Annotated in this window: 13 protein-coding genes; 2 read left to right on the forward strand and 11 right to left on the reverse strand. The window is 64.2% G+C overall.

The window, feature by feature from the left end:
• Positions 1-137 precede the first annotated feature (137 nt).
• From ACTNBU_RS10960 to ACTNBU_RS11010, 11 genes are all read right to left on the reverse strand, one after another.
• Positions 138-3,824, reverse strand: a complete 3,687-nt coding sequence (locus tag ACTNBU_RS10960) for a phosphoribosylformylglycinamidine synthase (protein WP_441033913.1) — start codon at positions 3,822-3,824, stop codon at positions 138-140.
• On the reverse strand, positions 3,825-5,108 hold the full coding sequence (gene purD, locus ACTNBU_RS10965; protein ID WP_441033914.1) for a phosphoribosylamine--glycine ligase: 1,284 nt from the start codon (positions 5,106-5,108) through the stop codon (positions 3,825-3,827).
• A gap of 38 nt (positions 5,109-5,146) precedes the next feature.
• The gene (locus ACTNBU_RS10970; protein WP_441033916.1) at positions 5,147-5,512 is read right to left on the reverse strand and encodes a four helix bundle protein; all 366 of its coding nucleotides are present in this window, start codon (positions 5,510-5,512) and stop codon (positions 5,147-5,149) included.
• 33 nt (positions 5,513-5,545) lie between these two features.
• Complete coding sequence (locus ACTNBU_RS10975) at positions 5,546-6,724, reverse strand: phosphoribosylaminoimidazolecarboxamide formyltransferase (protein ID WP_441033917.1); 1,179 nt, start codon at positions 6,722-6,724, stop codon at positions 5,546-5,548.
• A gap of 19 nt (positions 6,725-6,743) precedes the next feature.
• The gene (locus tag ACTNBU_RS10980) at positions 6,744-7,454 is read right to left on the reverse strand and encodes an IMP cyclohydrolase (protein ID WP_441033919.1); all 711 of its coding nucleotides are present in this window, start codon (positions 7,452-7,454) and stop codon (positions 6,744-6,746) included.
• On the reverse strand, positions 7,454-8,065 hold the full coding sequence (gene purN, locus ACTNBU_RS10985; protein ID WP_441033921.1) for a phosphoribosylglycinamide formyltransferase: 612 nt from the start codon (positions 8,063-8,065) through the stop codon (positions 7,454-7,456). The genes ACTNBU_RS10980 and purN overlap by 1 nt, the downstream gene beginning before the upstream one ends.
• On the reverse strand, positions 8,059-9,093 hold the full coding sequence (purM, locus tag ACTNBU_RS10990; RefSeq protein WP_441033923.1) for a phosphoribosylformylglycinamidine cyclo-ligase: 1,035 nt from the start codon (positions 9,091-9,093) through the stop codon (positions 8,059-8,061). The genes purN and purM overlap by 7 nt, the downstream gene beginning before the upstream one ends.
• Positions 9,086-10,582, reverse strand: coding sequence for an amidophosphoribosyltransferase (purF, locus tag ACTNBU_RS10995; RefSeq protein WP_441033924.1), 1,497 nt, complete (start codon positions 10,580-10,582; stop codon positions 9,086-9,088). Before purF ends, purM begins: the two co-directional genes overlap by 8 nt.
• Positions 10,569-11,288: a phosphoribosylaminoimidazolesuccinocarboxamide synthase gene (gene purC, locus ACTNBU_RS11000; RefSeq protein WP_441033926.1), complete on the reverse strand. Its 720-nt coding sequence runs from the start codon at positions 11,286-11,288 to the stop codon at positions 10,569-10,571. The genes purF and purC overlap by 14 nt, the downstream gene beginning before the upstream one ends.
• 73 nt (positions 11,289-11,361) lie before the next feature.
• Positions 11,362-11,856, reverse strand: a complete 495-nt coding sequence (purE, locus tag ACTNBU_RS11005) for a 5-(carboxyamino)imidazole ribonucleotide mutase (RefSeq protein ID WP_441033928.1) — start codon at positions 11,854-11,856, stop codon at positions 11,362-11,364.
• A gap of 51 nt (positions 11,857-11,907) precedes the next feature.
• Complete coding sequence (locus ACTNBU_RS11010) at positions 11,908-12,633, reverse strand: GntR family transcriptional regulator (RefSeq protein WP_441033929.1); 726 nt, start codon at positions 12,631-12,633, stop codon at positions 11,908-11,910.
• Between the two features lie 288 nt (positions 12,634-12,921).
• Here ACTNBU_RS11010 and ACTNBU_RS11015 point away from each other — a divergent pair, with 288 nt between their 5' ends.
• Both ACTNBU_RS11015 and ACTNBU_RS11020 read left to right on the forward strand, forming a co-directional pair.
• On the forward strand, positions 12,922-13,434 hold the full coding sequence (locus tag ACTNBU_RS11015; protein WP_441033931.1) for a shikimate kinase: 513 nt from the start codon (positions 12,922-12,924) through the stop codon (positions 13,432-13,434).
• Between the two features lie 115 nt (positions 13,435-13,549).
• Positions 13,550-14,290, forward strand: a complete 741-nt coding sequence (locus ACTNBU_RS11020; protein ID WP_441033932.1) for a MerR family transcriptional regulator — start codon at positions 13,550-13,552, stop codon at positions 14,288-14,290.
• Positions 14,291-14,428 lie beyond the last annotated feature (138 nt).

The following is a 14,428-nucleotide window of genomic DNA, read 5'->3' on the forward strand; positions in this document are numbered from 1 at the left end:
TTAAAAACATATTTATTTGACAAAACAAACACCAAACCACCCCCCGCCCCCCCCCCCCCCCCCCCCCCACCCCCGCCGCCCCCCCCCCCCCCCCCCCCCCCCCCCCCCCCCCCCCCCCCCCCCGCGGAAGCAGGGCGTCAGATATCGAAGTACGCCTTGGCGGACTCGAACAGATGGAGGTCATAGTCGCCGGGGACGTTGCGGTACAACTCCCGGCCCACGCGCTCGGCGTGGCCCATCTTGCCCAGGACCCGGCCGTCGGGAGAGGTAATGCCCTCCACGGCCCAGACGGAGGCGTTGGGGTTGAAGTCCACGTCCATGGTGGGCGCGCCGTCCAGATCCACGTACTGGGTGGCGATCTGGCCGTTCTCCGCCAGCTTCGCCAGCAGCTCCTCAGAGCACAGGAACCGGCCCTCGCCGTGGGAGATGGGCACGCTGACCACGTCGCCCACGTTCACCTTGGCCAGCCACGGAGAGCGGTTGGAGGCGATGCGGGTGCGGACGATCTTGGACTGATGGCGGCCGATGACGTTGTAGGTCAGGGTAGGGCAGGTCTCGTCGGTGTCCCGGATCTCGCCGTAGGGCACCAGACCCAACTTGATCAGGGCCTGGAAGCCGTTGCAGATGCCCAGCATCAGGCCGTCCCGGCCGTTCAGCAGGTCCATGGTGGCGTCCTTCACCGAGGGGTTGCGGAAGAAGGCGGTGATGAACTTGCCGGAGCCGTCGGGCTCGTCGCCGCCGGAGAAGCCGCCGGGGACGAAGATGATCTGGCTGTCCCGGGCCGCGGCGGCGAACCGGGCGGCGGAGGCCGCCACGCCCGCGGCGGACTGGTTGTTCAGCACCAGGATCTCCGGGATCAGACCGGCTCGGGAGACGGCCTGGGCGCTGTCATACTCGCAGTTGGTGCCGGGGAACACGGGGATCAACACCTTGGGACGGGCGATGCCCACCTTGGGGGCGGCCCGGGTGAAGGCGGGGGCCTCCAGCACGGGGACAGGGGACTGATCCGCCGGAGTGCGGTTGGGATACACATCCTCCAGAACGCCTTCATTGAGGGACAGCAGCTCGTCAATGGAGGCGCTGTCGCCGCCGATGGAGATGACCGGCTCGGAGGTGGTATGGCCGATGAGGGTGCCTTCGGAGACCGCCTCCGTCAGCTCCGCCACGATCATGCCGGGGCAGGAGCCGTACCAGGGGGCGCCGGCCTCCGGCGCAGCGGCAAAGCCCACGCGGTTGCCGAAGGACATGTTCATGACGGCCTCGGCCACGCCGTTTTCCACGGCCCAAGCGGCCTTCACCTTGCCCTGGGCACAGAGGGCCTGGAAGGACTCCCAGGCGCCGCGGCAGGCGGCGTAATCGCCGAAGGAGCCGGTGCCGAACAGGTAGACGGGATGACCCGCCTCCTTGAACTCGGGAGAGAGCACCTTGTCCGCCGTGGAGGGGGCGATGGCGAAGGAGACCAGCGTGGGAGGCACGTCCAGATCCAGGAAGGAGCCGGACATGGAGTCCTTACCGCCGATGGCGGCGATCTCCAGAGAGAGCTGGGCGTCCAGCGCGCCCAGCAGGGCGGAGAAGGGCTTGCCCCAGCGGGCGGGGTCCTCCCGCAGCTTCTCAAAGTACTCCTGGAAGGTGAGATAGGCGTCGTGATAGTCGCAGCCCGCGGCCACCAGCTTCGCCACGGAGGTGATGACGCTGGCCTGGGCGCCGGTGTAGGGATCGGCGCTCATCCACTCCGGATCGAAGCCCCAGGCCATGACGGAGCAGGTGTCCGTCTCCTGGCCCGGCAGCACCGGCAGCAGCGCCGCCATGGACTGGGCGGGGGTGCGCTGGGTTTTGCCGCCGAAGGGCATCAGCACGGAACCGGCGCCGATGGTGGCGTCGAACCGCTCGGCCAGACCCCGGCGGGAGGCGGACTTCAGGCTGGCGGCCACCGTCCGCAGATCGCCCTCGCCCGCGAAGCCCAGCGGGCGGCGGGTCTCCGGCACGGACACGGTGGTGTGCTTCACAGCGCCGTTGGTGTCCAGGAAGGCGCGGCTCAGGTCCACGATGACGTGGCCCTGCCAGCGCATGACCATCCGGGGGCTCTCGGTGACAACGGCCACACGGTAGGCTTCCAGATTCTCCCGCTCCGCGGCATCGATGAAGGCCTGGGCGTCGGCGGGGGAGACCACCACGGCCATGCGCTCCTGGCTCTCGGAGATGGCCAGCTCGGTGCCGTCCAGGCCCTCATACTTCTTCCGGACCTTGTCCAGATCGATGTCCAGACCGTCGGCCAGCTCGCCGATGGCCACGGACACGCCGCCGGCGCCGAAGTCGTTGCAGCGCTTGATGAGCTTGGTGACGCTGCCGTCCCGGAACAGGCGCTGGATCTTCCGCTCCTCCGGGGCGTTGCCCTTCTGGACCTCGGAGGCCATGGTCACCAGGGACTTGCGGTTGTGGCTCTTGGAGGAGCCGGTGGCGCCGCCGATGCCGTCACGGCCGGTGCGGCCGCCCAGCAGGATCACCACGTCGCCGGGGGCGGGACGCTCCCGGACCACATTCTCAGCGGGGGCGGCGCCTACCACGGCGCCGACCTCCAGGTGCTTGGCGACATAGCCGGGGTGATAGACCTCGGAGACGATGCCCGTGGCAAGGCCAATCTGGTTGCCGTAGGAGGAATAGCCCGCCGCGGCGGTCTGGGCCAGCTTCCGCTGGGGCAGCTTGCCCGGGATGGTGTCCGCCACCGGCGTGCGGGGATCGCCGCAGCCGGTGAGACGCATGGCCTGATAGACGTAGGCCCGGCCAGACAGGGGATCCCGGATGCAGCCGCCGATGCAGGTGGCGGCTCCGCCGAAGGGTTCGATCTCCGTGGGATGGTTGTGGGTCTCGTTCTTGAACATCAGGAGCCAGTCCTGCTTCTCACCGTCCACCGTGGCGGTGACGTGGATGGAGCAGGCGTTGATCTCCTCGCTCTGGTCCAGATTCTGGAGCAGACCCTGCTTTTTCAGCGCCTTGGCGCCGATGGTGGCCATGTCCATCAGGGTCTGGGGCCGGACGGCGGCCTTCTCCGCACCGTAGACGGCCTCCCGGGCGGTGAGATAGCGGTCATAGGCGGCCTTCACCTCCGGGTCCAGGATCTCCACGGAGTCGATGTGGGTGGAGAAGGTGGTGTGGCGGCAGTGGTCGGACCAGTAGGTGTCCACCACACGGACCTCCGTGATGGTGGGGTCCCGGTGCTCGTCGTCCCGGAAGTGGGCCTGAAGGAATTTCAGGTCGTCCAAATCCATGGCCAGGCCCAGCTTGTCCAGCAGGGCGGCCAGGCCCGCCTCGTCCAGGGAGATGAAGCCGGTGATGGTCTCAACGGTGGTGGGCACGTCGTACTCCACGTGCAGGGTCTCCACGGCGTCCAGAGACGCCTCCCGGGCCTCCACGGGGTTGATGACGTACCGCTTGATCTTCTCCACGTCCTCCGGAGACACCGCACCCTCCAGCAGGTAGACCTTGGCCGTGCGGACCGCGGGACGGTCCGCCTGGGTCATCAGCTGGATGCACTGGCTGGCGGAGTCGGCCCGTTGGTCGAACTGGCCGGGCAGATACTCCACGGCGAACACGGGGCCTTCATTGGCGGGCAGCTCCTCACAGGCGTCGTCCACCTGGGGCTCGGAAAACACCGTCCGCACCGCCCGCTGGAAGGTCTCCTCGTCCAGACCCTCCACGTCGTAGCGGTTCAGGACCCGCAGGCCCGTCAGGGCGGTGATGCCCAGCAGAGAGCGCAGCTCATTGAGAAGACCGGCTGCCTCCTGGCGCAGACCCTGTTTTTTCTCTACATAGATCCGTCTTACCATTTATCGTTCCTCCAATGCGGCCAGCGCGCGGCGGCCAATGTCGTGACGCATGTAGGCGCCCTCAAAATGGATGGTCGCCGCGGCGGCGTAGGCGTCCTTCAGCGCCTCTTTCAGCGTGGGAGCGGAGGCGGTGACGCCCAGAACCCGTCCGCCGTTGGTGACCAGCTCACCGCTCTCCGTCAGCTTGTCGCCGGCGTGATAGACGGTGACGTTCTCCGGCAGGGAGGCGGGGAAGGTTATGACCTTGCCCTTCTCATAGTGGCTGGGATAGCCGCCGGAGGCCAGAATGACACAGGCGGCGGCACCATCGTGCCATTCCACCTTCAGGTCGCCCAGGGTCCTGTTTTCCACTGCCTGCATGACGGTCAGCAGGTCGGTCTTCAGCAGGGGCAGAACCACCTGGGTCTCCGGGTCGCCGAAGCGGCAGTTATACTCGATGACCTTGGGGCCGTCGGGGGTCAGCATCAGGCCGAAGTACAGGCAGCCCTGGAAGGGGCAGCCCTCGGCCCGCATGGCCGCCAGGGTGGGCAGGAAGATGGTGTCCATGCACACCTGGGCGATCTCCGGGGTGTAGCAGGGGTTGGGGGCCACGGTGCCCATGCCGCCGGTGTTGAGGCCGGTGTCGCCGTCCCCGGCCCGCTTGTGGTCCATGGAGGACACCATGGGGGCGATGGCGGTGCCGTCGGTGAAGGCCAGAACGGACACCTCCGGTCCGGTGAGGAACTCCTCCACCACGATCTCGTTGCCGGAGGCGCCGAAGACCTTGTCCTCCATGATAGTCTTCACGGCGTCCTCCGCCTCCTGGAGGTTCTGGGGGATCAGCACGCCCTTGCCCAGGGCCAGGCCGTCGGCCTTGATGACGATGGGGAAGGAGGCGTCCTTCAGATACGCCAGCGCCTTGGCGGGATCGTCGAAGACCTCGTAGCGGGCGGTGGGGATGCCGTATTTTTTCATCAGGTTTTTGGAGAACACCTTGCTGCTCTCAATGCGGGCGGCCTTGGCGTCAGGGCCGAAGCAGGGAATGCCCGCCTCATGGAGCCGGTCCACGCAGCCCAGAGCCAGGGGATCGTCCGGGGCCACCACTGCGAAATCAATGGCGTGGGACTTGGCGAAGTCCACGATGGCGGGAATATCTTTGGCGCCGATCTCCGGGACGCAGACCGCGTCCTGGGCGATGCCGCCGTTGCCCGGCAGGGCGTAGATGGTCTCCACCGCCGGGTTCTCTTTTAATTTCTTGATAATGGCGTGTTCGCGGCCACCGCCGCCGACGACCAGAAGATTCATCTTGTCACAACCCTTTCTTCTCAATTAGGAATTAGGAGTTAGGAATTAGGAATTGTTCCATCACGAACGGATTTGGTGATAGACGAGAGAAGTCTGCGAAGCTCTTCGCAATCCTGATAGAGGGATTGATATTCAGCGGAAGTCAGATCATCGCAGGAGAAGAGAAGTTCCAGCCAATAAAGTGTCTCGGCGCATTCTTTCAGCGCGATATACAGCTTGTTCAGAAAATCCTTCCGGCTGCTTCCATACTGCGCTTCCGCAATATTCGCGCCGATACTGGTGCCGCTGCGAAGGAGCTGCTTGGAGAGGACGAATTCCTTCTTTTCATCGCACAGATACCGATAGACCAGCACAATCCGTTTCGCAAACGCCAGACTCTTGCTCCGGATCTCGTTCTCCCTCAATTCTTAACTCCTCATTCCTAATTCCTAATTCTTTTAGTGGTGGAACAATCTCATCCCCGTGAAGCACATAGTGATGCCGTACTTGTTGGCTGTGGCAATGACGTGGTCGTCCCGGATGCTTCCGCCGGGCTCCACGATGTACTGCACGCCGCTCTTCCGGGCCCGCTCCACGTTGTCGCCGAAGGGGAAGAACGCGTCGCTGCCCACGGTGACGCCGGACTGGGTGGCGATCCACGCCTTTTTCTCCTCGGCGGTCAGCACCTCGGGCTTCACCTTGAAGGTATTCTGCCACACGCCGTCCGCCAGAATGTCCTCGTACTCGTCGGAGGTGTAGATGTCGATGGCGTTGTCCCGGTCCGGGCGGCGGATGCCGTCCACGAACTGGAGGCCCATGACCTTGGGATGGTGGCGCATCCACCAGTTGTCCGCCTTCTGGCCCGCCAGACGGGTGCAGTGGATGCGGCTCTGCTGGCCGGCACCCACGCCGATGGCCTGGCCGTCCTTCACGTAGCAGACGGAGTTGGACTGGGTGTATTTCAGGGTGATGAGGGCCACGATCATGTCAGTCTTAGCGCTGTCGGGCAGATCGTGATTCTCCGTGACGATGTTGTCCAGCAGAGAGGCGTCGATGCGGTAGTTGTTGCGGCCCTGCTCAAAGGTGACGCCGAACACGTCCTTGGTTTCCACCGCGGCGGGGACGTAATCGGGGTCGATCTGTACCACGTTGTAGCCGCCCTTTTTCTTGGTCTTCAGGATCTCCAGCGCCTCGTCGGTGTAGCCGGGGGCGATGACGCCGTCGGACACCTCGCCCTTCAGATACAGCGCCGTGGCGGCGTCACAGGTGTCGGACAGGGCCGCCCAGTCGCCGTAGGAGCACAGGCGGTCGGCGCCCCGGGCCCGGATGTAGGCACAGGCGATGGGGCTCAGCTCCGCGCCCTCCTCCACGAAGTAGATATTCCGGTCCTCATCGCTGAGGGGCAGGCCTACGGCGGCGCCGGCGGGGGAGACGTGCTTGAAGCTGGCGGCGGAGGGCAGGCCGGTGGCCTCCTTCAGCTCTTTTACCAGCTGCCAGGAGTTCAGGGCGTCCAGCAGGTTGATATAGCCCGGGCGGCCGTTGAGGACCGTGATGGGCAGCTCAGCGCCGTCCCGCAGGAAGACGCGGGCGGGCTTCTGATTGGGGTTGCAGCCGTATTTCAGTTCCAGTTCCTTCATTTCGGATGCTCCTTACCAATTACTGATGTTTGTTGAGGATGCGCTGCCGGAAGGTCCGGGTCTCCAGATCCGTGTAGCGCACAAAGAGGGAGATCTTGTTGTCAGCGTCCAGGCTAGACCACAGCTCATCGGTGAAGGCGTCCATGTCGCCGCCGATGGCCACCCGCTCCGGCTCCCCCTGGAAGGTGGGGATGGGGCTGCCGTTGCACACATAGGTGTGCAGGAAGTGGCCCACGCCGGGGAGGGCGGGATACTCGAAGGTCTGGCGGGCGCAGGCGGAGCCCTCCGGGTCGGCGGACTTCAGGATGGACAGCTTGTAGCTGCCGTCGGGGCTCAGCAGGCCGGAGATGCGGGGGGTCCAGTTGGGGCCGTCCGGCTCGAACTCACGAGTCCGCAGGGCCTGCTCCATGGGAAGGCCCCGCTCCAGAAACTCTAGGATGGTGTCGGTCTGGTCGCCGTTGGTGACGATGAGGCCACGGCCCACCTCCCGGACGGGATGGTAGATGATCAGGCTGGGATCCTCCAGCTTGGAGGGATCGTAGGCCTCCGTGCGGATGCCGTCGGGCTCCTGGATGAAGACCCGGTTGCGGCTGTTCTCGCTGCGGCCCATGATGAAGTACGCGGCCACGGACTGCTTTCCGTCGGGCGTCATGCCCAGCACGATGCCCCGGCCGGGATAGGAATTGGACCGGAGCTTTTCGGCAAGAGAGCCGATCTCATAGACGTTCATCACGCATTCTCCTTTTCCTTGACGAGTTGGGCGGCCACCAGCTCCGCCGCCTGGGGCAGCAGGACCCATTCCGCCTGCTCCATGACCCGCTTCTGAAGGACCTCCGGCGTGTCGTCCGGCAGCACCTCCACCGCCTTTTGCAGCAGGATGCGGCCGCCGTCGGGGACCTCGTTGACGAAGTGGACGGTGGCGCCGGTGACCTTGACGCCCTTGGCAAGGGCCGCCTCGTGGACCTTCAGTCCATAGAAGCCCTTGCCGCAGAAGGAGGGGATCAGGGAGGGATGGATGTTCAGGATGCGGTCCGGCCACCGGCGGACGAAGTCCGCCGACAGGATGGACAGGAAGCCGGCCAGGACGATCATGTCCACATCGCGGGCCTCCAGCTCCCGGGTGAGGGCGGCCTCAAAGTCCGCCTGACTGACGCCCTTCTTGAGGACGCAGACGCCGGGGACGCCGTGGTTCTTCGCCCGCTCCAGGGCGTAGGCGCCGGGGTTGTTGGACACCACCAGGACGATCTCCCCGTGGCGGATGTGCCCGGCCTCCTGGGCCAGCAGCAGATGCTCCAGGTTGGTGCCGCCGCCGGAGACCAGGACGGCGATGCGGCTCAGCATATGGCCACCTTGTCCTCTCCGGTGACGATCTCACCCAGGACGTAGGCCTCGCAGCCGTTGGCCTTCAGGGCGTCCAGCGCCTTGCCGGCGGTGTCTTTGGAGACGATGACGGTCATGCCCACGCCCATGTTGTAGGTGTTGAACATGTCCCGCTCCGGCACGTTGCCGGTGGACTGGAGCATTTTGAAGATGGGGGGCGTCTGAACGGCGGCCTTCTCAATTTTGGCGCACAGGCCGTCGGGGATGGAGCGGGGAATGTTCTCATAGAAGCCGCCGCCGGTGATGTGGCTGATGCCGTGGACCTCCGCCGCGGCGATGGCCGCCAGCACGGGCTTCACATAGATGCGGGTGGGAGTCAGCAGGGCCTCGCCCAGGGTCTGGCCCAGGTCCTCGCAGTACATGTTCAGGTTGGCATGCTCCACGTTGAAGATCTTCCGAACCAGGGAGTAGCCGTTGGAGTGGATGCCGGAGGAGGGCAGGGCCAGCACCACGTCGCCGGCCTGCATGGCGCTGTGATCCACCACCTTCGCCTTGTCCACCAGACCCACGGAGAAGCCGGCCAGATCGTAGTCGTCGGCGGGCATCATGCCGGGATGCTCGGCGGTCTCTCCGCCGATGAGGGCGCAGCCCGCCTGGACGCAGCCCTCCGCCACGCCGGAGACGATGGTGGCCACCTTCTCCGGCTCGTTCTTGCCGATGGCGATGTAGTCCAGGAAAAACAGGGGCTTTGCGCCGCAGCAGATGATGTCGTTGACGCACATGGCCACGCAGTCGATGCCCACGGTGTCGTGCTTGTCCAGCAGCTGGGCGATGCGGAGCTTGGTGCCCACGCCGTCGGTGCCGGACACCAGCACCGGCTCCTGCATCCCGGCGAAGTCCGGGGCGAACAGTCCGCCGAAGCCGCCGATATCGGACACCACGCCGGGGATCATCGTGCGCTCCACGTGCTGTTTCATCAGCTTCACGCCCTCGTAACCGGCCTCAATGTTGACGCCGGCGGCGCGGTAACTCTCGGAAAAACTACGCATCCTTCTTCCCTCCATGATTCTCACTGATCTTGCTCTCGAAGCGGTCCTTGCCGCCGTCCTTGGGAATGGCAGTGGGATAGCCGCCGCCGAAGCAGGCGGTGCAGAAGCCGCCCTTGGTGTTGTCCGCCAGCTTCACCACGTCCTCCAGGCTCAGATAGCCCAGGGAGTCCACGCCGATGATCTTGGCGATCTCCTCCACGGTGTGATGGTTGGCGATGAGCTTGTTCTTGTCGTCGATGTCGGTGCCGTAGTAGCACTCGGAGACGAAGGGCGGGGCGCTGACCCGCATGTGGATCTCCTTGGCGCCGGCCTTCCGCAGCAGATCAATGGTGCGGCGGCAGGTGGTGCCCCGGACGATGGAGTCGTCGATGAGGACCACCCGCTTGCCCTCCACCACGGAGCGGATGGGGTTCAGCTTGATGTTGACCTCATTCTCCCGCATGGCCTGGGTGGGGGAGATGAAGGTGCGGCCGATGTACTTGTTCTTGATGAAGCCCATGCCGTAGGGGATGCCGGACTGCCGGGAATAGCCCAGAGCGGCGTCCAGACCGGAGTCGGGCACGCCCACCACCACGTCCGCCTGGACGGGATGCTCCAGGGCCAGGAAGGCGCCGGCCCGCTGGCGGGCCACATGGACGGAGCTGCCGTCGATGACGGAGTCCGGCCGGGCGAAGTAGATGAACTCAAAGACGCAGAGCTTTTTCTCCGCCTTCCCGCAGTGGGAGGTGTCGGATTTCACGCCGGTCTTGTCCACCACCACGATCTCGCCGGGGAGGATGTCCCGCTCGAACCGGGCGCCGATGGCGTCCAGGGCGCAGGACTCGGAGGCGAACACCACGCTGCCGTCCTTCAGACGGCCCATGCACAGAGGCCGGAAGCCGTGGGGGTCCCGGGCGGCGATGAGCTTGGTGGGGGAGGACAGCACCAGGGAGTAAGCGCCCTCGATGCGGTCCATGGCGGCGGCCACGGCGGCCTCAATGGAGGGGCACTTTAGCCGCTCCTGGACGATGATGTAGGCGATGACCTCGGAGTCGGAGGTGGTCTGGAAGATGGAACCCTTGCTCTCCAGCTCGGAGCGCAGCTCCTGGCAGTTGGTGAGATTGCCGTTGTGGGCCAGGGCCATGCGGCCCTTGTAGTGGTTCACCAGAATGGGCTGAACGTTCCGCTTGTTGTCGGAGCCAGTGGTGCCGTAGCGCACATGGCCCACGGCGATGGTGCCCGTGCCCAGAGAGGCCAGACGGGCGGCGGGGAACACCTCGCTCACCAGTCCCACGTCACGGTAGGAGGTGAACACACCATCGTCATTGACGGCGATGCCGGCGCTCTCCTGTCCCCGGTGCTGGAGAGAGTACAGGGCATAGTAAGCCAGAGAGGCCACGTCGGTGGGCGTCTCGGTATAGACGCCGAAGACGCCGCATTCCTCATGAATGTGGCGCTCCGGCAGGACCGCGGAAGGGGCGGCCGACCCCTTCTTATCAGTCAGCATCATGGGCAAGCAGTCTCTTCATGACCTCGGAATAGGCGTCTTCCACGCCGCCCATATCCCGGCGGAAACGGTCCTTGTCCAGCTTCTCATGGGTCTTGGAATCCCACAGACGGCAGGTGTCGGGGGAGATCTCGTCAGCCAGGACGATGGTACCGTCGACGGTCTTGCCGAACTCCAGCTTGAAGTCCACCAGAGTGACGCCGCACTCGGCCCAGAAGGCCTTCAGCACATCGTTGACGGCGAAGGAATACTTCTTGATGAGGTTGATCTCCTCACGGGTGGCCAGCTTCAGGGCCAGGGCGTGATACTCGTTCAGCAGGGGATCGTGGAGATCGTCGTTCTTGTAGGAGAACTCGATGGTGGGCTGCTCGAACACGATGCCCTCCTCCACGCCGTAGCGGGAGGCGAAGTGACCGGCGGAGATGTTGCGGATGATGACCTCCAGCGGCACGATGGAGACCTTCTTCACCAGGGTCTCCCGCTCGGACAGCTCCTGGACGAAGTGGGTGGGGATGCCGGCCTTCTCCATCTTGGCCATCAGGCGGTTGGTCATCTGGTTGTTGATGACGCCCTTGCCCACGATGGTGCCCTTCTTCAGGCCGTCCAGAGCGGTGGCGTCGTCCTTGTAGTCCACGATGACGAGATTGGGATCGTCGGTGGCGTAAACCTTCTTGGCCTTGCCCTCATAGATCTGCTCTAACTTCTGCATGATGATCTCCTCCTGAATCATATAAAATTTAAATTTTGACTTCTGCTTAAAGAAACAAAACGGTGCTACAATGTCACTCCGCCAGCTCCGCCTGGAGCTTGGCCTCCTTGGCGGCGATCTGGTCGGCCATCTTCTGGCGGGCCTCGTCCAGCCGGGCGGCCAGGGCCTCGTCGGAGACGGCCAGGATCTGGGCCGCCAGAACGGCGGCGTTTTTGGCACCGTTCAGCGCCACGGTGGCCACGGGGATGCCACTGGGCATCTGGACGGTGGCCAGCAGCGCATCCAGTCCGTCCATGGCACCGCCCTTCATGGGGATGCCGATGACGGGCAGAGTGGTGTTGGCGGCGATGGCACCCGCCAGATGGGCGGCCATGCCAGCGGCGCAGATCAGCGAACCGAAGCCGTTGGCCCGTGCGCCCTTGGCGAACTCCGCCGCCTGGGCGGGGGTGCGGTGGGCGCTGAGGATGTGGGCCTCAAAGGGGATGCCGAACTCCTTCAGCTGCTGGCAGGCGGCCTTGACCACCGGCCAGTCGGAGTCGGAGCCCATGATGACAGCGACTTTCTTCATAGAGAACCTCCTGTTATATGTGAAGTGTTTTAAGATATCGGGGGACGAAGCTCACAGCTTCTTCCGGACCACGGTGTGGCGGATGATGCCGTCCACATAGTACTCCCGGGAGCAGAACACCGGCGCGCCGTCGATGTCGTAGTCCACCTCGTCCATGAACAGCAGCGGCGTGCCCATGGGCACCTGGAAGATCTCCGCCAGCTTCTCATCGGCCCGGGCGGGACGGACGTCCGTCAGGTCCAGATAGGGGACGGCGCCGCAGAACTGCTGGAGAAAGTGGAAGAAGGGCAGTTTGTAGTCCTTCAGGGCGGCGCTGCCGTGGACCTTGGACTTGTCCACCATGTCCTCGCAGTAGATGGCAGGAACGCCGTCGGCCGTCACCAGACGGGCCACCCGGACGATGGGAGCGCCCTCGGGGATGCGCAGATGCTCCGCGATCTCCTGATCGGCCTGGGCGTCCATCACCCGGACATAGGCCACCGCGGGCTTCTTCCCGCTCTGACGGATCATGTCCATGAATTCCACTTCAATGTCCATGCGGGTCTGGATGTTCAGCACGTGCCGGTTGATGATGGTGCCGACGCCGTGGCGGCGGGTAATGAAGCCCTCACGTTCCAGGGAGGCCAGGATATCCCGCAGCTGCGTGCGGCTGATACCCAGCTTTTCCGCCAGGACGCTCTCCCGGGGCAGCCGCTCACAGGAGGCGTATTCGCCCTCCTTCATGGCAGCCAGGAGCTGTGTGCGGATGGTCTTGGATTGGGCTGGGTGTTCGCTCATCTTTGTCACCTCAATCAAAGTCATTTTTTCATAGGTACTACCTTAAAGGTCGCACCTTTAGTATATGAGATTTCCCTGTGTCCCGCAACTGGCATTTTCAACAGATTGCGTCAAATTTTTCGGGAAAGTGACTGGTATGCCTGACAGGGAGGGCTTTGGCGGCCTCCCTTTGTGTAAATTGACCGTGGACAACTGTCCACGGAATACTTATAATGATGTCTGTTGGATCAACCGTATCGCGGCCGGTTTCAGGCGGCGGAGACATTTCTGGGAACTGGAGCGTGACTTATGAAAAACATCATCCTTATTGGAATGCCGGGCACCGGCAAAAGCACGGTGGGTCGTGCCCTGGCGGACCGTCTGGGATATGATTTTGTAGACGTGGACGACCTCATCACCCAGGCCACCGGCAGGACGCTGCCGGAGATCCTGCGGACGGAGGGGCTGGATGCCTTTCTCACCATTGAGGGCCGGGTGGGGGAGACCCTGGACCGGGAGAACACCGTCGTCGCCACCGGCGGCAGCATGGTGCTGTCGGAGGGGGCCATGGCCCATCTGAAGGAGAACGGCGTGGCGGTGTGGCTGGAGACGCCGCTGTCTCAGATCACGGACCGGATGCCGGAGGACTTGGTGGACCGAGGCATCGCCGCCCCCCAGGGCATGACCATCCAGGAGATCTACGAGCAGCGGACGCCGCTGTACGCCAGATACGCGGATCTCATCGTGGCCAGCCGTCCCGGCGAGGATGACACCGCCCGTCAGGTGGAGGAGGTCATGCGGACCATTGGCCTGACGCTGTAAAATGCGGGGAAAAACGCGCAGCCGGAGGGCTCGTCCCTCCGGCTGTAAAATTTTAATTTTCCCTCTTGACTCTGACGCTGCGTCATGGCGTACACTCCAAAGCGAGGTGAGACAGATGCGGTTATCCATCAGTGAAATGGCAAAGCTCTGCGGGGTCAGCGTGCGCACGCTGCACTACTACGACCAGATCGGCCTGCTCTGCCCGGAGACAGCGGCGGATTCCGGCTACCGCTGGTACAGGGAGGCCGATGTGGAACGGATGCAGCAGATCCTGTTTTTCCGGGAACTGGACTTTTCCCTGAAGGACATCCTGGCGATCCTGTCGGACCCTCACTATGACAGACAAGAGGCCCTGCGGCGCCAGCGGGTCCTGCTCCGGATGAAGAGGGACCGTCTGGACCGGCTGCTGGACCTGCTGGATGCCAGACTGAAAGGAGAACAGACCATGGAGTTTGCAGGTTTTGACAGACATGACATCGACGCCGCCCGGGAGAAGTACGCCGCCGAGGCCCGGGAGCGCTGGGGCGATACGGACGCCTGGCGTCAGAGTCAGGAGCGGGCAGCCCGATCCGATACCGGGGAATGGGACGCCCAGGCGGAGGGAATGAACGACATCTTCCGCCGGGCGGCGGCCCTGCGGGACACGGACCCGGCCTCGCCGGAGGCGCAGGCGCTGGTGCGGGAATGGCAGGCGTTCCTCACGGAACACTACTACGACTGCACGGACGCGATCCTGGTGGGGCTCGGAGAGATGTACACGGCGGACCAGCGCTTCCGGGAGAACCTGGATCGCTTCGGAGCGGGGACGGCGTCGTTCCTCTCCGCGGCCATCGCGGCGTATACGAATACGAAATGAAAAAAGACGGCTCTGCTTGGCAGAGCCGTCTCAGGCTGTCGAAAAAGTCGAGCATAGCTGGGCTTTTTCGCATTTATATGGTAAAATAAGCATGGGTGATGAAAGATGCTTGAACGAGGGAAGCTGGATCGTGGAATC

This window comes from Dysosmobacter sp. HCP28S3_G4 (assembly GCF_052065175.1).
Taxonomy (GTDB): domain Bacteria; phylum Bacillota; class Clostridia; order Oscillospirales; family Oscillospiraceae; genus Oscillibacter.

Excerpts from the sequence above, each read along its gene's own strand:
- ACTNBU_RS10975 (WP_441033917.1), bottom strand. The coding sequence starts at position 6,724 with ATGAAGGAACTGGAACTGAAATACGGCTGCAACCCCAATCAGAAGCCC.
- ACTNBU_RS11015 (WP_441033931.1), top strand. The coding sequence starts at position 12,922 with ATGAAAAACATCATCCTTATTGGAATGCCGGGCACCGGCAAAAGCACG.
- purE (WP_441033928.1), bottom strand. The coding sequence starts at position 11,856 with ATGAAGAAAGTCGCTGTCATCATGGGCTCCGACTCCGACTGGCCGGTG.
- ACTNBU_RS11010 (WP_441033929.1), bottom strand. The coding sequence starts at position 12,633 with ATGAGCGAACACCCAGCCCAATCCAAGACCATCCGCACACAGCTCCTG.
- ACTNBU_RS10960 (WP_441033913.1), bottom strand. The coding sequence starts at position 3,824 with ATGGTAAGACGGATCTATGTAGAGAAAAAACAGGGTCTGCGCCAGGAG.
- ACTNBU_RS10980 (WP_441033919.1), bottom strand. The coding sequence starts at position 7,454 with ATGAACGTCTATGAGATCGGCTCTCTTGCCGAAAAGCTCCGGTCCAAT.
- purM (WP_441033923.1), bottom strand. The coding sequence starts at position 9,093 with ATGCGTAGTTTTTCCGAGAGTTACCGCGCCGCCGGCGTCAACATTGAG.
- purC (WP_441033926.1), bottom strand. The coding sequence starts at position 11,288 with ATGCAGAAGTTAGAGCAGATCTATGAGGGCAAGGCCAAGAAGGTTTAC.
- purF (WP_441033924.1), bottom strand. The coding sequence starts at position 10,582 with ATGATGCTGACTGATAAGAAGGGGTCGGCCGCCCCTTCCGCGGTCCTG.
- purN (WP_441033921.1), bottom strand. The coding sequence starts at position 8,065 with ATGCTGAGCCGCATCGCCGTCCTGGTCTCCGGCGGCGGCACCAACCTG.
- ACTNBU_RS11020 (WP_441033932.1), top strand. The coding sequence starts at position 13,550 with ATGCGGTTATCCATCAGTGAAATGGCAAAGCTCTGCGGGGTCAGCGTG.
- purD (WP_441033914.1), bottom strand. The coding sequence starts at position 5,108 with ATGAATCTTCTGGTCGTCGGCGGCGGTGGCCGCGAACACGCCATTATC.